Source organism: Spirosoma endbachense, from assembly GCF_010233585.1.
Taxonomy (GTDB): Bacteria; Bacteroidota; Bacteroidia; order Cytophagales; family Spirosomataceae; genus Spirosoma; species Spirosoma endbachense.
Genome location: NZ_CP045997.1, coordinates 661,369 through 676,025 on the forward strand (window position 1 = coordinate 661,369; position 14,657 = coordinate 676,025).

General features: G+C 47.2%; 16 protein-coding genes. 8 read left to right on the top strand and 8 right to left on the bottom strand.

Annotation, left to right across the window (positions count from 1 at the left end):
- The first annotated feature begins 18 nt into the window (after positions 1-18).
- Complete coding sequence (locus GJR95_RS02630) at positions 19-2,139, top strand: xanthine dehydrogenase family protein molybdopterin-binding subunit (protein ID WP_162384405.1); 2,121 nt, start codon at positions 19-21, stop codon at positions 2,137-2,139.
- 81 nt (positions 2,140-2,220) lie between these two features.
- On the opposite strand, the gene GJR95_RS42480 is transcribed toward GJR95_RS02630, so the two are convergent.
- Positions 2,221-2,355: a hypothetical protein gene (locus GJR95_RS42480; protein ID WP_262889750.1), complete on the bottom strand. Its 135-nt coding sequence runs from the start codon at positions 2,353-2,355 to the stop codon at positions 2,221-2,223.
- 203 nt (positions 2,356-2,558) lie between these two features.
- Here GJR95_RS42480 and GJR95_RS02635 point away from each other — a divergent pair, with 203 nt between their 5' ends.
- Complete coding sequence (locus GJR95_RS02635) at positions 2,559-3,878, top strand: Gfo/Idh/MocA family protein (RefSeq protein ID WP_162384406.1); 1,320 nt, start codon at positions 2,559-2,561, stop codon at positions 3,876-3,878.
- An 81-nt stretch (positions 3,879-3,959) separates the two neighbouring features.
- Here GJR95_RS02635 and GJR95_RS02640 read toward each other — a convergent pair whose 3' ends face one another.
- Positions 3,960-4,364: a DUF5991 domain-containing protein gene (locus tag GJR95_RS02640; RefSeq protein ID WP_162384407.1), complete on the bottom strand. Its 405-nt coding sequence runs from the start codon at positions 4,362-4,364 to the stop codon at positions 3,960-3,962.
- A 202-nt stretch (positions 4,365-4,566) separates the two neighbouring features.
- Complete coding sequence (locus GJR95_RS02645) at positions 4,567-5,010, bottom strand: NUDIX domain-containing protein (protein ID WP_198424802.1); 444 nt, start codon at positions 5,008-5,010, stop codon at positions 4,567-4,569.
- 102 nt (positions 5,011-5,112) lie between these two features.
- On the opposite strand from GJR95_RS02645, the gene GJR95_RS02650 reads away from it, so the two are divergent.
- The 5 genes from GJR95_RS02650 to GJR95_RS02665 all read left to right on the top strand — a co-directional run bounded on the left by GJR95_RS02650 (position 5,113) and on the right by GJR95_RS02665 (position 7,977).
- Positions 5,113-5,679, top strand: coding sequence for a Crp/Fnr family transcriptional regulator (locus GJR95_RS02650; RefSeq protein WP_162384408.1), 567 nt, complete (start codon positions 5,113-5,115; stop codon positions 5,677-5,679).
- A 78-nt stretch (positions 5,680-5,757) separates the two neighbouring features.
- Positions 5,758-6,117, top strand: a complete 360-nt coding sequence (locus GJR95_RS02655) for a DoxX family protein (protein WP_162384409.1) — start codon at positions 5,758-5,760, stop codon at positions 6,115-6,117.
- A gap of 54 nt (positions 6,118-6,171) precedes the next feature.
- Positions 6,172-6,327, top strand: a complete 156-nt coding sequence (locus GJR95_RS41660; protein ID WP_167211209.1) for a hypothetical protein — start codon at positions 6,172-6,174, stop codon at positions 6,325-6,327.
- Between the two features lie 34 nt (positions 6,328-6,361).
- Complete coding sequence (locus tag GJR95_RS02660; protein ID WP_162384410.1) at positions 6,362-7,675, top strand: hypothetical protein; 1,314 nt, start codon at positions 6,362-6,364, stop codon at positions 7,673-7,675.
- The gene (locus GJR95_RS02665; protein WP_162384411.1) at positions 7,651-7,977 is read left to right on the top strand and encodes a hypothetical protein; all 327 of its coding nucleotides are present in this window, start codon (positions 7,651-7,653) and stop codon (positions 7,975-7,977) included. Before GJR95_RS02660 ends, GJR95_RS02665 begins: the two co-directional genes overlap by 25 nt.
- Positions 7,978-8,113: 136 nt before the next feature.
- Here the strand turns inward: GJR95_RS02665 and GJR95_RS02670 are convergent, their stop codons facing one another.
- Together GJR95_RS02670 and GJR95_RS02675 are read right to left on the bottom strand one after the other, a co-directional pair.
- On the bottom strand, positions 8,114-10,816 hold the full coding sequence (locus tag GJR95_RS02670; RefSeq protein ID WP_162384412.1) for an ABC transporter permease: 2,703 nt from the start codon (positions 10,814-10,816) through the stop codon (positions 8,114-8,116).
- Positions 10,809-11,006, bottom strand: a complete 198-nt coding sequence (locus GJR95_RS02675) for a hypothetical protein (RefSeq protein ID WP_162384413.1) — start codon at positions 11,004-11,006, stop codon at positions 10,809-10,811. Before GJR95_RS02675 ends, GJR95_RS02670 begins: the two co-directional genes overlap by 8 nt.
- A 609-nt stretch (positions 11,007-11,615) precedes the next feature.
- On the opposite strand from GJR95_RS02675, the gene GJR95_RS02680 reads away from it, so the two are divergent.
- A complete protein-coding gene (locus GJR95_RS02680; RefSeq protein ID WP_162384414.1) occupies positions 11,616-11,990 on the top strand; it encodes a GIY-YIG nuclease family protein in 375 nt (124 codons plus the stop codon).
- A 78-nt stretch (positions 11,991-12,068) separates the two neighbouring features.
- On the opposite strand, the gene GJR95_RS02685 is transcribed toward GJR95_RS02680, so the two are convergent.
- The 3 genes from GJR95_RS02685 to GJR95_RS02695 form a co-directional block, all read right to left on the bottom strand.
- Positions 12,069-12,821: an SDR family oxidoreductase gene (locus GJR95_RS02685; RefSeq protein ID WP_162384415.1), complete on the bottom strand. Its 753-nt coding sequence runs from the start codon at positions 12,819-12,821 to the stop codon at positions 12,069-12,071.
- A gap of 56 nt (positions 12,822-12,877) precedes the next feature.
- Positions 12,878-13,618, bottom strand: coding sequence for an SDR family oxidoreductase (locus tag GJR95_RS02690; protein WP_162384416.1), 741 nt, complete (start codon positions 13,616-13,618; stop codon positions 12,878-12,880).
- A gap of 92 nt (positions 13,619-13,710) precedes the next feature.
- Positions 13,711-14,637: a helix-turn-helix domain-containing protein gene (locus tag GJR95_RS02695; protein WP_162384417.1), complete on the bottom strand. Its 927-nt coding sequence runs from the start codon at positions 14,635-14,637 to the stop codon at positions 13,711-13,713.
- Between the last annotated feature and the right edge of the window lie 20 nt (positions 14,638-14,657).

Genomic DNA, 14,657 nt, shown 5'->3' on the forward strand with positions numbered 1-14,657 from the left:
GTATACGCTCCTAATGCCATGCAAGAAAAAAATAAGCTAACCGGAACACCTGTCAGCCGTATCGACGGAATCTTGAAGGTGACTGGCAAAGCGGATTATTCCACAGATCACCCGGTTAAGAATGTCGCTTATGCGGTTCTGTTCAAAAGCACGATTGCGGCAGGAACGATCATAGACATCGACACCTCCGCTGCTGAGAAATCACCGGGTGTTCTGGCGGTGATCACCCACAAAAATGCGCCTAAACTCAATGTAAAAGGGGGCCTCCGCGGGGGTGCATTGCTGCAAAGTCCCGTAATCGAATTTAACGGCCTGCACATAGGTCTGGTCGTTGCCGAAACGTTTGAACAGGCTCGATATGCCTCCCGTCTGATCAAGGTAGACTATGAAAAGGCAACGGCTAAGGTTGATTTTAGCAAGCTGGCGAACCAGGCAGTACCCCCAAAAGACCCTGCTGAAGAAAAGCGGGGTGACGCGAAAGCAGCACTTAGTACAGCCGCCTACACGATTGAAGAAGTGTATGCAACGCCGATCGAGCACCATCACCCACTGGAACCCCATGCCACCATTGCCGAATGGAATGGAGACCACGTGACACTTTATAATAGCTCTCAAATCGTAAACGGGGCGCAAAACGCAGCGGCAGCAACACTTAATCTTAAGCCGGAAAACGTCAGGATCGTCTCCCCCTATATCGGCGGTGGTTTTGGCTCCAAAGGCGGTCAGTGGGCCAATCTGGTACTGGCAGCTGTGGCGGCTAAAGCGGTGAACCGCCCCGTAAAACTGGCACTGACCCGCCAGCAAATGGTCAATTCGGTCGGGCTTCGGCAACGAAATTTTCAGAAAGTTAGTCTGGCGGCTACTAAAGACGGGAAACTGATCGCATTGGCCCATGAAATTACGACCCATTCGGCGATTCAAACTGAATTTGTAGAACCTTGTGGCGATTGCTCGAAGATCATGTACGATGTACCTAACGCACTGATTAGCTACCGGGTTGTGCCGATGCACATGATCCTGCCAACCTATACCCGTGGCCCAGGGAAATCGACGGGTAGCTTTGCCCTCGAATCGGCCATGGACGAGCTGGCCTACAAGCTAAAGATGGACCCCATTGAATTTCGGATAAAGAACGAGCCTACGCGTGATCCGTCCAATGGCAAACCCTGGTCTTCGCGGAAGACGGTTCAGTGTTTACAGGAAGGTGCCAAAGCGTTCGGCTGGGAAAAGCGTAAGCCAGAGCCCCGCCAGAATCAGCAGGGCAATTACCTGATCGGCTATGGCGTTGCCTGTGGCACCTATCCGGCCCATCAACGCCCAAGTTCGGCCCTGGTGAAGCTGAAGCGGGAAGGCAGCGACGTTCGGGCGACCATTGAACTCGCGGCTGCGGATCTTGGAACGGGCACCTACACCATTCTGGCCCAAACAGCAGCCGATGCACTAGGCATGCCCCTGTCCAAAATAAGCGTTAAAATTGGCGATTCGGATCTGCCTCCGGCTGCCGGTTCGGTGGGGTCGGTCGGTGCAACCAGTTACGCCAATTCGGTCAATGATGCCTGCCAAAAACTAATGGATGAACTGGTGGCAAAATCGGGAAAGCAGTATTTTGTCCGGCCAAGTGCTACCCAGTTAATGATTTCGGAAAATATTAGTGCTTATCAGACCCGAGTGGATTCCAAAGCGATGGAAGGCGCGGAAGCTTACTCTTCCCATAGCTTCAATGCGAATTTTGCCGAGGTCCGGGTGAATATGTCTACCGGTATGGTTCGGGTTTCCCGTTTCCTGGCCGTAACGGGAGCAGGCAAAATTCTGAACCCAAAAACTGCCCGTTCGCAAATCATCGGTGGTAACGTCTGGGGTATTGGCATGGCGCTGACAGAAGAATCAGTGATCGACCCGCGCTGGGGAAACTTTGTTACCCGCTCCTTTGCGGATTATCACGTTCCATCCAATCTGGATATTGGCAGCATGGAGGCCATTTTTATCCGGGAAGAAGATACCCTCGCCAATAAGTTAGGGGTAAAAGGAATTGGAGAAGTCGGTATTGTTGGCGTGGCGGCTGCCGTTGCCAACGCCGTTTTTAATGCCACCGGCAAACGCGTCCGTGAATTGCCCATAACCCCAGACAAACTGTTGTAATCATAGTGGTCTTTCCAGAATATGCCTTCCATTATTCGTGTAATCCGATAGTTAACATGGTTTTTTTACCTGCTATTTAAATTAGGTATTTCGCACATAGGCCAGAGCCGTGCCACAGTTTTGAGCTGTGGCACGGCTCTGGCCTATGTGCGAAATACCAGTACTATTACTTTTCCCATGCTTTCCTTTTAGCGTCACATAAACGGTGGGTTCCATCGAGTCTGTAATATGCTCAGCGAATATGTCCCGACTACCCCACAATCACCAATCTAGCTGGCAGGTTCAATTATTTTTAGCGGGAAAACCCATTAGGAATGTATATAAACTTGACTTTCTCCTTCTATAACGTGGAGACTCAGGAAAACACACTCTGATAGTGAACTCAATAGTCTGTCAGCAACCCTTAATTCAGCTTAAAAATGCAAGAGGAACAGTCAATTAATCGGCGGGATTTCATCGCAAAAACAGCTACGGCAGTGGCTGGTTTCATGATTGTCCCCCGTTTTGTTCTGGGCGGGAAACGACCCGACGGCTCAAAATACATAGCGCCCAGCGACGTCATTTCACTAGGTTTTATCGGCACAGGCAAGCAGGGACGAGGCCTGACATCGTCATTTCTCAGTACGAACGAAGCCCGGATCGTGGCCATTAGCGAGGTATATAAAGCCAAAGCTCAATTGACTCTTGATCGAATAAAAGCGCATTACGAAAAAAATACACAACTCGGCGCTTATTCCGATATTCCCGTTCATACTGATTTCCGGGAACTCCTGGCCCGCAAAGATGTTGACGCTGTTGTGATTGCCGCGCCCGATCATTGGCACGCGGCTATGGCCGTTCGTGCCGCCGAGGCCGGTAAAGATATTTACTGTGAAAAACCACTGGCACTCACCGTGAAAGAAGGACGGGCCATGGTAAATGCCGCCCGCAAATACAACCGTGTGTTTCAGACTGGAAGTATGCAGCGGTCGTGGCCTGAATTCCGGCAAACGGCCGAACTGGTTCGGAATGGTTATATCGGGGAGGTCAAGAGCATTAAAGTTAACGTTGGTCCACCTCCTACCCCTTACAATCTGTCCGCAGAGCCGATTCCTGATGGATTGGACTGGAGCAAATGGCTAGGTCCTAATGCGCCGGTGCCTTTTAATTCGGAACTAGCACCACCAACCTCCAAAGACGTATTTCCCAACTGGCGCAACTACAAAGAGTTTGGCGGTGGCATGGTAACCGACTGGGGTGCGCACATGTTCGATATTGTGCAATGGGCTCTGGATATGGACAACAGCGGTCCGGTCGAAGTCATTGCTCCCGACGGCAAAGAGCATCCTTTTCTGACGTATCACTACGATAATGGGATTGTGATGACCCATGAAAAATGGGATTGGAGCAATGCAATTCTCTTTACTGGAACAGAGGGTGAACTACGGGTGCAACGCCGGAAACTGGAAACGACACCGACCTCACTGGCCACGAAGGTTATTGGCGAGACCGAAAAACACGTGTATCATAGCGACAATCATTACAAAGACTTCTTGGACGCCATGCGGAAGCGCAGCAAGCCCATTTGTGATGTGGAAATAGGTCATCGCACGGCATCGGTCTGTACTATTGGCAATATTGCTTACCAGTTAAAACGGCCCCTGCAATGGAATCCGAAGAAGGAGACGTTTAAAAACGATGCAGAAGCCAATGCGTTACTCGGTCGTCCGATGCTCAATGAATGGGCGATCAAGATTTAAAAGAGCAATTTTCGTGATGCCAACGCAAGTCGGGATTTTGGTTTGCGTTAGCATCACGAAACAGTCTTCAAAAGAGAAAAATTAGTCTTTTGAAGACTGTTTCTTACGCATTACCAGCTTTCCATCGAACACTTGCTGCCATTGCCAAATAACCTTGCCCTTCTCTCGTTTCAGGATGAGTAAGGGTTCGTTAATCTTCACTCGATCTTTGGCATAAAAAGCCCCTTCTTTGGTGGATCGGTAATATACCTTTAATAAACTGGAGGTGCCTGTTGCCCAGCACTCCAATCGGTAGAATGTTTGAATTCCCTCGGCATGAAGCTCACAAAGATTCATGCCCCGGTATTGATCGGCTACCTGAATAGTGTAGGTAACTCCTTCGGGGTGTTCACCCGTCCATGTTCCAAGCCAGCTATCGGTTTGTCGGAAATTAACCAGTAGTGAACCAAGCAATAGTAAACAGGAAATAGACACTAACTTAAGCATAAGTACTTTTCAGTGTTTACTGGATAATATGCCGGATATTTCGGCTTATGAGCCAATTCAGGATCGATAGCTCCAAAAGCGACTGGAACGTAATCAATAACTCAGACAGACGAAGAAGGTTTTTGAACGTATTTAGTCAATCATAAAACCTTCAGAATTGGCGTTCGTCATTCAGAAGGCTATTTATCTCCATTCGTTAGCTCTAACGCATATATGCACTGGTGCTGGTAGCCAATGCATCATCGAGCCAGAACGGGTGAAGCCTGGCTAATTCATCCGGAAGCGCATCTACCCGAAAGAGCCGTAATGCCTGCGTTTCTTCATTGGCAAACCCTTCGTTAAGTTCACTGAGCAATTCTCCTTTAAAATAAGTCGTGACATACTGAACAATGCGATTGGGGTAAATATAGGTCTGCGATGCGGGCTCTGAATAAACGCCGATCAACCGATCGATGCGAACCTGAGCATCCGTTTCCTCGCTGATCTCCCGGTAGATCGCCTGTTCAACCGTTTCGCCAAACTCGACATGACCGCCCAGTAATCCCCATTGATTGACATCCCGTCTTTTTTGTAATAGAATTCTGCCCTGCTGATCAAAGATGATGGCGGCTACAGCGGGCAAAATGAGTTGCGAAGGCTTTTCCACGTGTACTATGCTTCTAAAATCCAACGGGGTAAATGTAGCTTTTAAAACCAATTCATTTTGCTTTTATTGGCAAAACGATGTACGACTTCAACCTGTACTTAAATGGATAATCCATTTGTCAACACCCTCACTCAATTCAGTTCCCTCTCCGAAGATGGCCAGCTAGCACTGGCTAAAGCATCTGTTCGCCTGGAGCATGAAAAGGGGCATATTCTGATTCGACAGGATTCGGTTAGTGAATACATCTATTTCATTGAGCGTGGCCTGACCAGAACGTACTATTACAAAGACGGCAAAGACATTACCGACTGGCTAAGTGCAGAGGGTCAGTTTGCGGGCTCTATAGCTAGTTTTATCACCCGTCAACCCGACCGGCGCATTGTTCAGTTGCTGGAGCCGTCCGTCTTATGGGCCATTTCCTTTTCGGCCCTCGAGCAGTTGTACCGAAGCTACCACGAAATAGAGCGACTGGGTCGACTGCTGGTCAGTCATGGGCTGGTGCTGCTGCAGAAACGATTTGATGATTTACATTTCGCTACGGCTTTAGAACGTTATCAGCAGTTTATGGCCAGTACACCGGCACTACTTCAACGTGTTCCCTTAGGCATGATCGCTTCCTATCTTGGCGTAACTCAGGAAACACTTAGCCGGATTCGGGCTCAGGTCTAGTTTTTGATAATTGTCAAAGGAGTCGTGCGCGTTCCGTCGGAGTTTTGTTTGATAAAACTCAAAAACGGAACAGCACCCATGAACACTATTCTTTGGATTAGCCAGTGTTTTCTGGCAGTCGTATTTACGTATTCAGGCTGGATGAAATCGACCAAATCGGAGGATCATCTGGTGGCGATCGGGCAGACTGGGGTTGAGCATTTGCCGATTCGGTTGATTCGGTTTATCGGCCTGGCTGAATTGGCGGGTGTGATTGGTTTACTCGTACCCGGACTGATCTCTATTCAGGTCCTACTAACACCCATAGCAGCCTTCGGGTTAGGACTCATTATGATTCCAGCCGCTGGAATTCATTACCGGCGTCATGAACTCAAAGCCGTTTGGTTTACTATTGGCATTTTTCTGCTCTGTTTATTTGTTGCCTGGAAGCGGCTCTGAGATTTAAAATAAAGCGTTTCTGCCTGATTGGTGTTCTATAGAAAACCCAAGCACATGGCGCACGAACAAAAGAAGAACAAGAATATTAAAAAAGTGGCTACCAAAGCCCCCAAGGTTCATGGTAGCCCCAAAGTCCCCAAATACGAACAGAAGGATGTTGGTATCACGCCACCGGGAATAGTTGTACCTAGCAAAAAAGACCGGAAATAATCAGTCACTGGTGGGCTTATTGAATCACTAATTTATGGCTAAGGCAGATTTCCAACCCCGGACGGGCGTCCGGGGTTGGGTGACCTTTGGCTGTGCGCCAATTAATTTTCACGTCTTAACATTCTTTAACTGCCTAATTGTCAATACACAATCTCTAGTCTTGATCTTTGTTCTACTTACGGCTTCCCTGTCCGATCAGATGATTATAAAGATCCTGCTCTCCCTTACTGCGGCTCTGTTCTGGTTAAAAAATCCTGGACACGCTCAATCCATTGAAAAGATTATTGTTAATCAGAAAGACAGTCTGACCGGTTACTATCTGGCCATCCAACCGGCTAGCCATACGATTTCAAACGTATTGGTTCTGCTGCCAGGTTATGCTCAAACGCCCGAAAGTATCTTTCCCGAAACCAAGCTTCCTAATGTCGCCTATGTCAATAATGTACTTGTAATTGCGGTTGCCGAAGGGCCAAAAATCTACGCCGATTCGGCCGTTGTGCCCAAATTAAATCAGGTCTTTAAGGATGTCATCAGTCGGTATGGCGTGCGGCCCGATCAATTCGTATTAGGCGGCTTTTCTGCTGGTGGTACGATTGCGTTACGCTATGCTGAACTCTGCAAAGAATCTCCCAGTACCTATCCAATAAACCCTAAAGGTGTATTTACCATAGACTCGCCAGTCGATCTGATTAATTTATGGGGCTATTTCGAGCGGGAGATTGCCCGAAATTTTGCGGAGGCAGGGGTTTCCGAAGCCCGGTTTATAACAAAAGTTATGGCTCAGGAATATGGAACCCCAAAATCCAATCTGTCCCAATACAAGCAACTGACCCCTTTTTATAGAGACCTTAACGAGCCAGGTAATGAGCGTTTCTTAAAAAACATGGGCGTCCGGGTCTATCATGACGTGGACATTAACTGGTATCTGAAAGAACGAAGGCGAAGCATTTTTGATGCTAATTATGCCGATTCTTCAGAGCTGATTAATCGGTTGCTGGTGTTGGGCAATCAACGGGCTGAGTTTGTCCAGTCTGATCGAAAAGGGTATCGAAGTAATGGCATGAGACATCCGCACTCCTGGTCGATTGTCAATGAAGTAGAGTGTATCCAATGGATAAAGGGATTGTCGTCGGGTGCTTATGTGTATTCAACCCCTGCCAACTGGCGAACCGAACTAACTGATTTCCCGCTTGAGAAGGCAGTGCTGATCTGCGATTTGCGCCTGGCTGGGGGCAGGTCGGGAGCGATGAATTCTGGTCCTACACCTCGCTGTGGTGGCTGGACGGCAAGCCAATTATCAATAACGCATCACTACAGCGGGATTTGGAAGCCTATTACACGGGGTTAATCAAGCTCAATGTCGCCAATAAATCCATTGATGTAAGCCGTATTCCCAAACCAAAAGTGAAGATCAGCTCCGAAGCACCCGGCCCAGACAATGTCGCAGCTTTAAGCGGGGTAATTAGCCTCTACGACCCCTTTATGACAAACCAGATTATTGAACTGTATTTTAAAGCGTCGGTCAGCGATTGTCCCTCAGCCGCTAAAACAACGATCTTTTTTGAGTTCTCCCCTCAAGCCAAAACAAAGGCTATCTGGCAGACAATGAATCAAATTCAACATGACTTTAGGTGTATTGACTCCTTGTAGGTTGGATACTCCTCCGAAAGTAGATCGTTGAGCCATCAAACAGCTCAGGGGCACTTATAACCCGTGCTCAGGTGATCTACTCCAGAAAAGCAACATGAATTATTTGGCGCTTTCCCGGAGTAGACCTGATTTAAATTTATTCACTCCGCAGGCTTTTGACAGGGTTCATTACGGCTGCTTTGATCGCCTGGAAACTAACGGTCAGTATAACGAGCAAAAGCGATGACACTAAAGTTACGATAAATACGCCTGCGCCAATAGTTATGCGATAGGAATAATCCTGCAACCATTTTTCCATAGCATACCAGCCAATCGGTGCCCCAATGACAAAAGCAATACCCATTAACTGAATAAAATCTTTGGTTAACAGGCGAACAATATTGGGGACCGTTGCTCCTAACACTTTCCGTACGCCGATTTCTTTAGTCCGTTGCTGGGCAGTGTAAGCCGCCAATCCGAAAAGTCCCAGACAGGAAATGAATATGGTCAATCCAGTAAACAGGCCGGTCAATAAACCGGTGCGTTGTTCGTCGGCAAATTTGGCTTTATACGACTCATCGGCAAATGAATAGTCGAACGGATAGCCCGGATTATATTTTTTAAAGACCGTTTCGACAAGTTCCAGGTTTTTGGCTGTAGTGTTCGCTGGATTTAACCGGATGCTTGTCCATGCCAGGTCGACTGAACCTTTTGGCCCATTGACAATGACCGGATTAATCGACTCATAAGGAGAGGCAAAGATGAAATCTTTCACAACACCAACCACCTGCCAATTCCGGTCATCGAAATGAATACTCGTTCCAACAGGGTTTTTCAAATGCATCGTTTTTACAGCAGTTTCATTTAACAAAACCGCCGATGAATCTGTACTGTATTTCCGGATATCAATCTCCCTGCCTGCCAGTAATTTCGTGCCTGTCGTTTTCAGAAAATCTTCATCGGCTCCAAATCGATCAAACTCGATGTCTTTATCTGCTTTTGTGCTGCCGGGCCATGAAAGACCCCATTGGCGGGAGTTGATCGTCGTAATCGGGCCAAGTGATTTGCTCACGGAAATCGCGGCTCCGCTTTGGAGTAATTCCTGTTGTAACGAGCCATAGTGCTTTGGCAGGTCACCTGATAGGTAAGAAAACAGGAGGTTATCGCGGTTATAACCGCTTTCCCGATTTTGGGCGTAATTCAGTTGATGTTGAATTACCAACGTGGCGATTATCAGCACAATAGCAAACGTAAATTGCGCGATTACCAATCCTTTTCTTGGCGAAAATATGGCATTTACGGACTGATAAGTTCCTTTAATAACCTTGACTGGTTGAAAGTTAGCGAGGAAAAAAGCAGGATAACTTCCTGCCAGCAACCCTGTAAACAAAACAAAAGCCACGGCCATCAGCCAGAAATCTACAGACCCCATATCCAGGGATAACCGCTTGTCAGTTAAGTCATTGAACAGAGGAATACACAATACGATCAAGAGCAGCGCCCCTATTCCTGACAGCAGGGCAAGCATTACCGACTCGCTCATAAACTGAAAAATCAGCGCTGATTTCTGCGCACCGGCCACTTTTCTGACGCCCACTTCTTTGGCTCTTTTTTCGCTTCTGGCGGTACTTAAATTAACAAAATTGACCGCAGCAATCAGCAGGATAAAGCCTGCAATAATGCCGAACAGACGTACAGTAACAATCTTTCCTTCAGTCAGGTAGCCATTTTCCTGTTTTGAATACAGGTGCCATTTACTGGCCGGATGTAGGAAAATCTGCCTGTTCGATACATCATCGATTACTCCTTTGAGGTGTCCCGCTGTAACGCGTTTGATCTTCTCATTGACAGCATCTGGACTAACCTTGTCTCTCAAAAGCACATAGGTATAATTATTATTCGAGCTCCATTCGTCAGAGTCCCAGCCAGGTGTCACAAATTTGGCCCAGGGTAACAGATAGGCTATACCGCTAAATTGAGTATTGTCCGGCAAATCATCCAAAACCCCGGTCACAGAAAAACTATCCTTATGATCAAGCTGAACTACTTTACCCAGCGCATCGGTAGTTCCAAATAATTTTTCCGATAGGGATTTTGTGATGACGATTCCGTTGCTACCCGAAAGAGACGTTTGGCGGTTGCCCGAAATGAATGGAAAATCAAATAAGTTCAGGAACGCAGGGTCAACGAAAGCACCGTCGGTATTCAGCTTTTTGTCAGTTGCCGTCAGGAGAAACGTGGCAGACCGGAATCTGGAAACGTCCTCAATGTCGGGATAATCCTGCTTAAGTGCCGGTGCCAGAGGCTTTGGTGTAGTCCCCCAAACCTGCACGATTCCGCTAAATTTATCCCGATTATAAACCTGAAAAAGCCGGTCCGTTTTGCTGTAAAAGCGGTCGTAGTTGAGTTCACTTTGAATCCAGAGGAAAATGAGCGAAGAGGCCGCCATGCCAACAGCCAATCCGGCAATATTGATGGATGCATAGCCTTTTGCCCTGATCAGATTGCGCCAGGCGACTTTTAAATAATTGCGAATCATAATAGGATCTAAAGTTGAGGGATGAGGGTATTCGCCAAATCGTTGAGGATACACGGTTATTTTAGCCTGTTGGTGTAGCCCGACCAGCCCGGTACTGGGTTTACGTTTGATCACGAAGGGCCTGATTAAACTCACTACGTCCCGGATGTAGCGAAGCCGCGCTTTTTTCAGGCCAATTTGTTGGACTCGCTCCTGAAACAGCTCGTCCAGATCACCTTCCATCTCCTCGACCAGATGAGGAGCGCAGAACCACCGCAAAAGACGGGTAGCCCAACGCGGTCCGACGGGTCGGGGTGGCTGCGGGTCAGTTGACCTATTCATGCCCAGACCGTTTTAGTAAGGCTTCCTGAACCTGCCTGTAGGGATGCCGAGCCTCCTGTTCGTGGTTCGTATTGCGTTTCATTTGATACACAATTTTGCCTGTAACAACGGATCGATCAGCATCGACCGGTCGAATGGTCATGGTTCGCAGGGCAACCTTTTTGAACGGGCTGAAGCAGGTATCTTTCATTACTAGCGGTTTATTATACATATACATAACAAATGCCCTGCCAAACTAAAAAATAGCCCTCTGTGCGCTATTTATGGCTATTTGATACCTATTTGACATAGTTATCCTGTCCAGAAACGGACAGCAAACGTACTATTGTGGACACCAATAATGTGGAGCTCACAATTCTACAGTGGCCCAGAAAATAGCCTGACTGTTTATGATCCTGATTCTATCGAACCAGGTTCGCTTAATTCATTGAACACAAAAATCCCCGCCCTCATCTGGAGCGGGGATTCTACCCACCGTAACTGCGGCCGGTTGTAACTTGTACTTAACCTAACTCACTAGACCCTCGCTACTACTACTTCGGTTGGAATCCTTCACAAATTCATAGCAAAAAACTTTTTCATTTGGCCTGCTAGGGGCCGATTCTTACGGATAGGCTACTTCTTTCAAAAACAGAACAGAAACAAACCGGTGGTATTAGAAGGAGTGATTTTCTAGACTATACAGCGTGATTGACCGATTAGAAAAAGAATGGAAATACTAAAAACCGTTTACATAGAATTTGTTTGCCAGTGGCTGCAAATCAACTAATTTACTAGCAGAATTAAACGATAATTAAGTATGTATCAGGACGATTACGGTCGTGAATGGGAAGGGCCCTTTCCTTTTTCACTAAGCATGATCAGTGCGCATGCTCCCAGAGCAACTGGTGTTTATCAGCTTATTTTCCCGAATGGGAGTGGTTTTGAGGTGGCTTATATTGGCATTGCCACTGGCGGAAATTCCATTTACAATCGACTTACAGCGCACTGTACCGGTACTGGGAATTGGGCTCTGGCACGACTTAGTGATCCGGACTCTTTCCTGTTTGTCTGCTATCGGTGTGACGATCTGACCGCCAAACAGATAGAATCTCATGTTATAACCCTGAAAAAACCACCCTTTAATGTAAAGCCAGAGTACAAGCATTTCATTCCAAGCATCTCGATTCATTAACGGTTCAAGCCACTTTAACGATCTGGCCGTGTACCTCTGGGTTGCAAACAAATGCATTCTACCATTACGGCATGCGAATTAATTGGTTGCCCCACCATTCACTAATAAGTGCTGCCCATTTACAAAGGAAGACAGGTCGCTGGCAAAAAACTCAGCAGCGTTAGCCACATCGTCTACGTCGGCCAATCGACCCATTGGGCAGCTATCAAGCAATTGTTTTCGTAGCTCAGGATAGCTGGCCGGGTCGGTAAAGATGCCGGAATGATCAACGGCAAACGGAATAATCGAGTTTACCGTAACGCCACGATGGCCTATTTCCTTCGATAGAATATCGACCAGGTATCTTGGTGTCGTTTTGCTGCCCCCATACACTGCCATGCCCGGAACCGGGAACGATGTGGTACTGGAAGCAATGTAAATGATCCGGCCATTGTCTTCAATTGTTCGGGCAGCCTGCTGCATGGTAAAGTACGAACCTTTGGTATTAATGGCGAAAACCCGGTCGAACTGCTCCTCGGTAAAATCCGTAACGGCAGTTTCCACCAGTTCAATGCCCGCGTTAGCCACAACGATATCTATTTTACCAAATGCCTGTCTGGCTTCCGTAAACAGACGTTCGATCTCAGCCACCTTGCTGACGTCGGCCTGGATGGCCATTACTTTGGCCCCCATTGCCTGAATGTTGCTCACAACTTCATCGGCCGAAGCCTTATCGCGAGAATAATTGATCACAATAGACGCACCCAGGGCGGCATACCGTTCGGCAATTGCTTTTCCTAATCCTCTGGCAGATCCGGTAATTACGGCAACTTTATTGACTAGACTATTCATGATTGTTCGTGTTTAAGAAGAAAATGGAACTGAAAAAGTTGGCTGGAAACGGATGGTTAAGCCATACCGCCATTGATACCAAGATTCTGGGCATTTACCCATTTAGCGTCATCGCTGGCCAGGAACACCACAATTTTGGCGATATCATCCGGTTCGCCCAGACGATTGAAGGGCGATAGAGAAGCCAGCCGGTTGATCGTTTCCTCCGACTTTCCATTGGTAAACAATTCGGTGTTGGTGGGACCGGGCGAAACCGAATTAACATTGATACCCCGACTGCCGACTTCTTTCGAAAAAACACGGGTTAGCTGCTCAACGGCTGCTTTGGTTGCGACATAGGTTCCGTAGGTGGGCAGCATAATCCGGTTTACGGACGTAGAAAAATTAATAATACTACCCTTATCGGCCAGGCGGGTTGCGGCTTCCCGCATGGTATTGAACGTGCCTTTGACATTGATGTCGAACTGGCGGGCAAAATCCTCATCAGTCGTATCCTTAATGAGTTTGTTGATCATGATACCGGCATTATTGACCAGCACGTCAAGTCGGCCATAATGGGCAATAGCCGCATCGAAGAGATTTTTAACATCCGTCGTCTTGCTGACGTCGGCCTGGAGCGCAATGGCGTCTCCCCCCTGCTGAATGATATCGGCAACTACCTGTTCGGCAGCCTCCTTACCACCGGCATAGTTGACAACTACTTTTGCCCCGGCATCAGCCAGTGTCAGGGCAATAGCGGCACCGATTCCTCTTGATGCGCCGGTTACGAGTACTACTTTTTGTTCGAGCGTTTTCATAATCCTTTGTGTTAAATTGATGATACAAAGGTGGTATGGGAAACGCCCGCCGAACGTACACGAATTACAGCATTAGATGCAAATATCTAAGATTAGCTTTTGAGGAGTTGTTTTCGGTAGTCAGCCGGGCTCATGGCCGTGTGTTTTTTGAAGTAATTGCTGAAATGAGTAGCTTCTGAAAAGCCCAGCAGATTAGATACTTCCTTAATCGACATCGACGCGTTCTGGAGCAGTGTTCTGGCTTCTGCAATGGTTTTTTCGGCTATCCAGGTACTGACTGATTTCCCCGTTTTGCTGGTAATTACATTAGAGAGGTAGTTCACATGCAGCGATTGTTTATCTGCGTAGTCCTGAACGCGCAGGGGTTGATGCACTTTACCCGTCACGAGCTCACGAAAATGGTTTTCGAGGTTGCGCTTAAAGGTTTTGACAATCTGGGAACTCCGGTTTCCTTCATAAATCGGGTTATAGTCGTTCCAGAAATACTCTTTGATTTTCAGGAGCAGCACGACGAAGAAATTACCGATGATCCTGTTTTTGTAGGGTGAACCGGCATGATACTCTTTCTCAATTTGGCGATACAGTGTTTCAAATTCCGCAAAATCGGCTTGTTTCAACACCTTAGGATAGACTGTTTCGGCAAGCAAGAACGGGAATTCCCTGAAAATGTCAGGGTGAACATTCTCCCGAAGAAAAGACTCAGAAAAAGTGATCAGGTACACCTCGTCGATCTCATACCACTCAAACGATTTAAAATGGCCGGGATTGGTGAAGTAGATGGTTCCGGGCTCGGTTGCAAATGTTACATCGTCTGTTGTGTACTGCCCTTTGGCATTCTTGACGAATAAAAATGAGAAATAATCAGGTCGGAAACCGATCGATTTGAATGGAAGTTGGGGATGAAGGGCTTTTAAATTATTTATCGTGAACTCGGCATTGGTTTCAATACCTGAAACCGGCAAATCCATCGTTTGATACGTCTCATGAAGGTTTTTAAAAATGACAATATTCTTTTCCATGTGTCCTTCAAAAGGAATAA

What these genes read in the sequence shown, in the direction of transcription:
- GJR95_RS02630 (WP_162384405.1), top strand. Translation starts at nt 19, where the DNA reads ATGCAAGAAAAAAATAAGCTAACCGGAACACCTGTCAGCCGTATCGAC.
- GJR95_RS42480 (WP_262889750.1), bottom strand. Translation starts at nt 2,355, where the DNA reads ATGGAACCCACCGTTTATGTGACGCTAAAAGGAAAGCATGGGAAAAGT.
- GJR95_RS02635 (WP_162384406.1), top strand. Translation starts at nt 2,559, where the DNA reads ATGCAAGAGGAACAGTCAATTAATCGGCGGGATTTCATCGCAAAAACA.
- GJR95_RS02640 (WP_162384407.1), bottom strand. Translation starts at nt 4,364, where the DNA reads ATGCTTAAGTTAGTGTCTATTTCCTGTTTACTATTGCTTGGTTCACTA.
- GJR95_RS02650 (WP_162384408.1), top strand. Translation starts at nt 5,113, where the DNA reads ATGGATAATCCATTTGTCAACACCCTCACTCAATTCAGTTCCCTCTCC.
- GJR95_RS02655 (WP_162384409.1), top strand. Translation starts at nt 5,758, where the DNA reads ATGAACACTATTCTTTGGATTAGCCAGTGTTTTCTGGCAGTCGTATTT.
- GJR95_RS41660 (WP_167211209.1), top strand. Translation starts at nt 6,172, where the DNA reads ATGGCGCACGAACAAAAGAAGAACAAGAATATTAAAAAAGTGGCTACC.
- GJR95_RS02660 (WP_162384410.1), top strand. Translation starts at nt 6,362, where the DNA reads ATGGCTAAGGCAGATTTCCAACCCCGGACGGGCGTCCGGGGTTGGGTG.
- GJR95_RS02670 (WP_162384412.1), bottom strand. Translation starts at nt 10,816, where the DNA reads ATGAATAGGTCAACTGACCCGCAGCCACCCCGACCCGTCGGACCGCGT.
- GJR95_RS02675 (WP_162384413.1), bottom strand. Translation starts at nt 11,006, where the DNA reads ATGAAAGATACCTGCTTCAGCCCGTTCAAAAAGGTTGCCCTGCGAACC.
- GJR95_RS02680 (WP_162384414.1), top strand. Translation starts at nt 11,616, where the DNA reads ATGTATCAGGACGATTACGGTCGTGAATGGGAAGGGCCCTTTCCTTTT.
- GJR95_RS02685 (WP_162384415.1), bottom strand. Translation starts at nt 12,821, where the DNA reads ATGAATAGTCTAGTCAATAAAGTTGCCGTAATTACCGGATCTGCCAGA.
- GJR95_RS02690 (WP_162384416.1), bottom strand. Translation starts at nt 13,618, where the DNA reads ATGAAAACGCTCGAACAAAAAGTAGTACTCGTAACCGGCGCATCAAGA.
- GJR95_RS02695 (WP_162384417.1), bottom strand. Translation starts at nt 14,637, where the DNA reads ATGGAAAAGAATATTGTCATTTTTAAAAACCTTCATGAGACGTATCAA.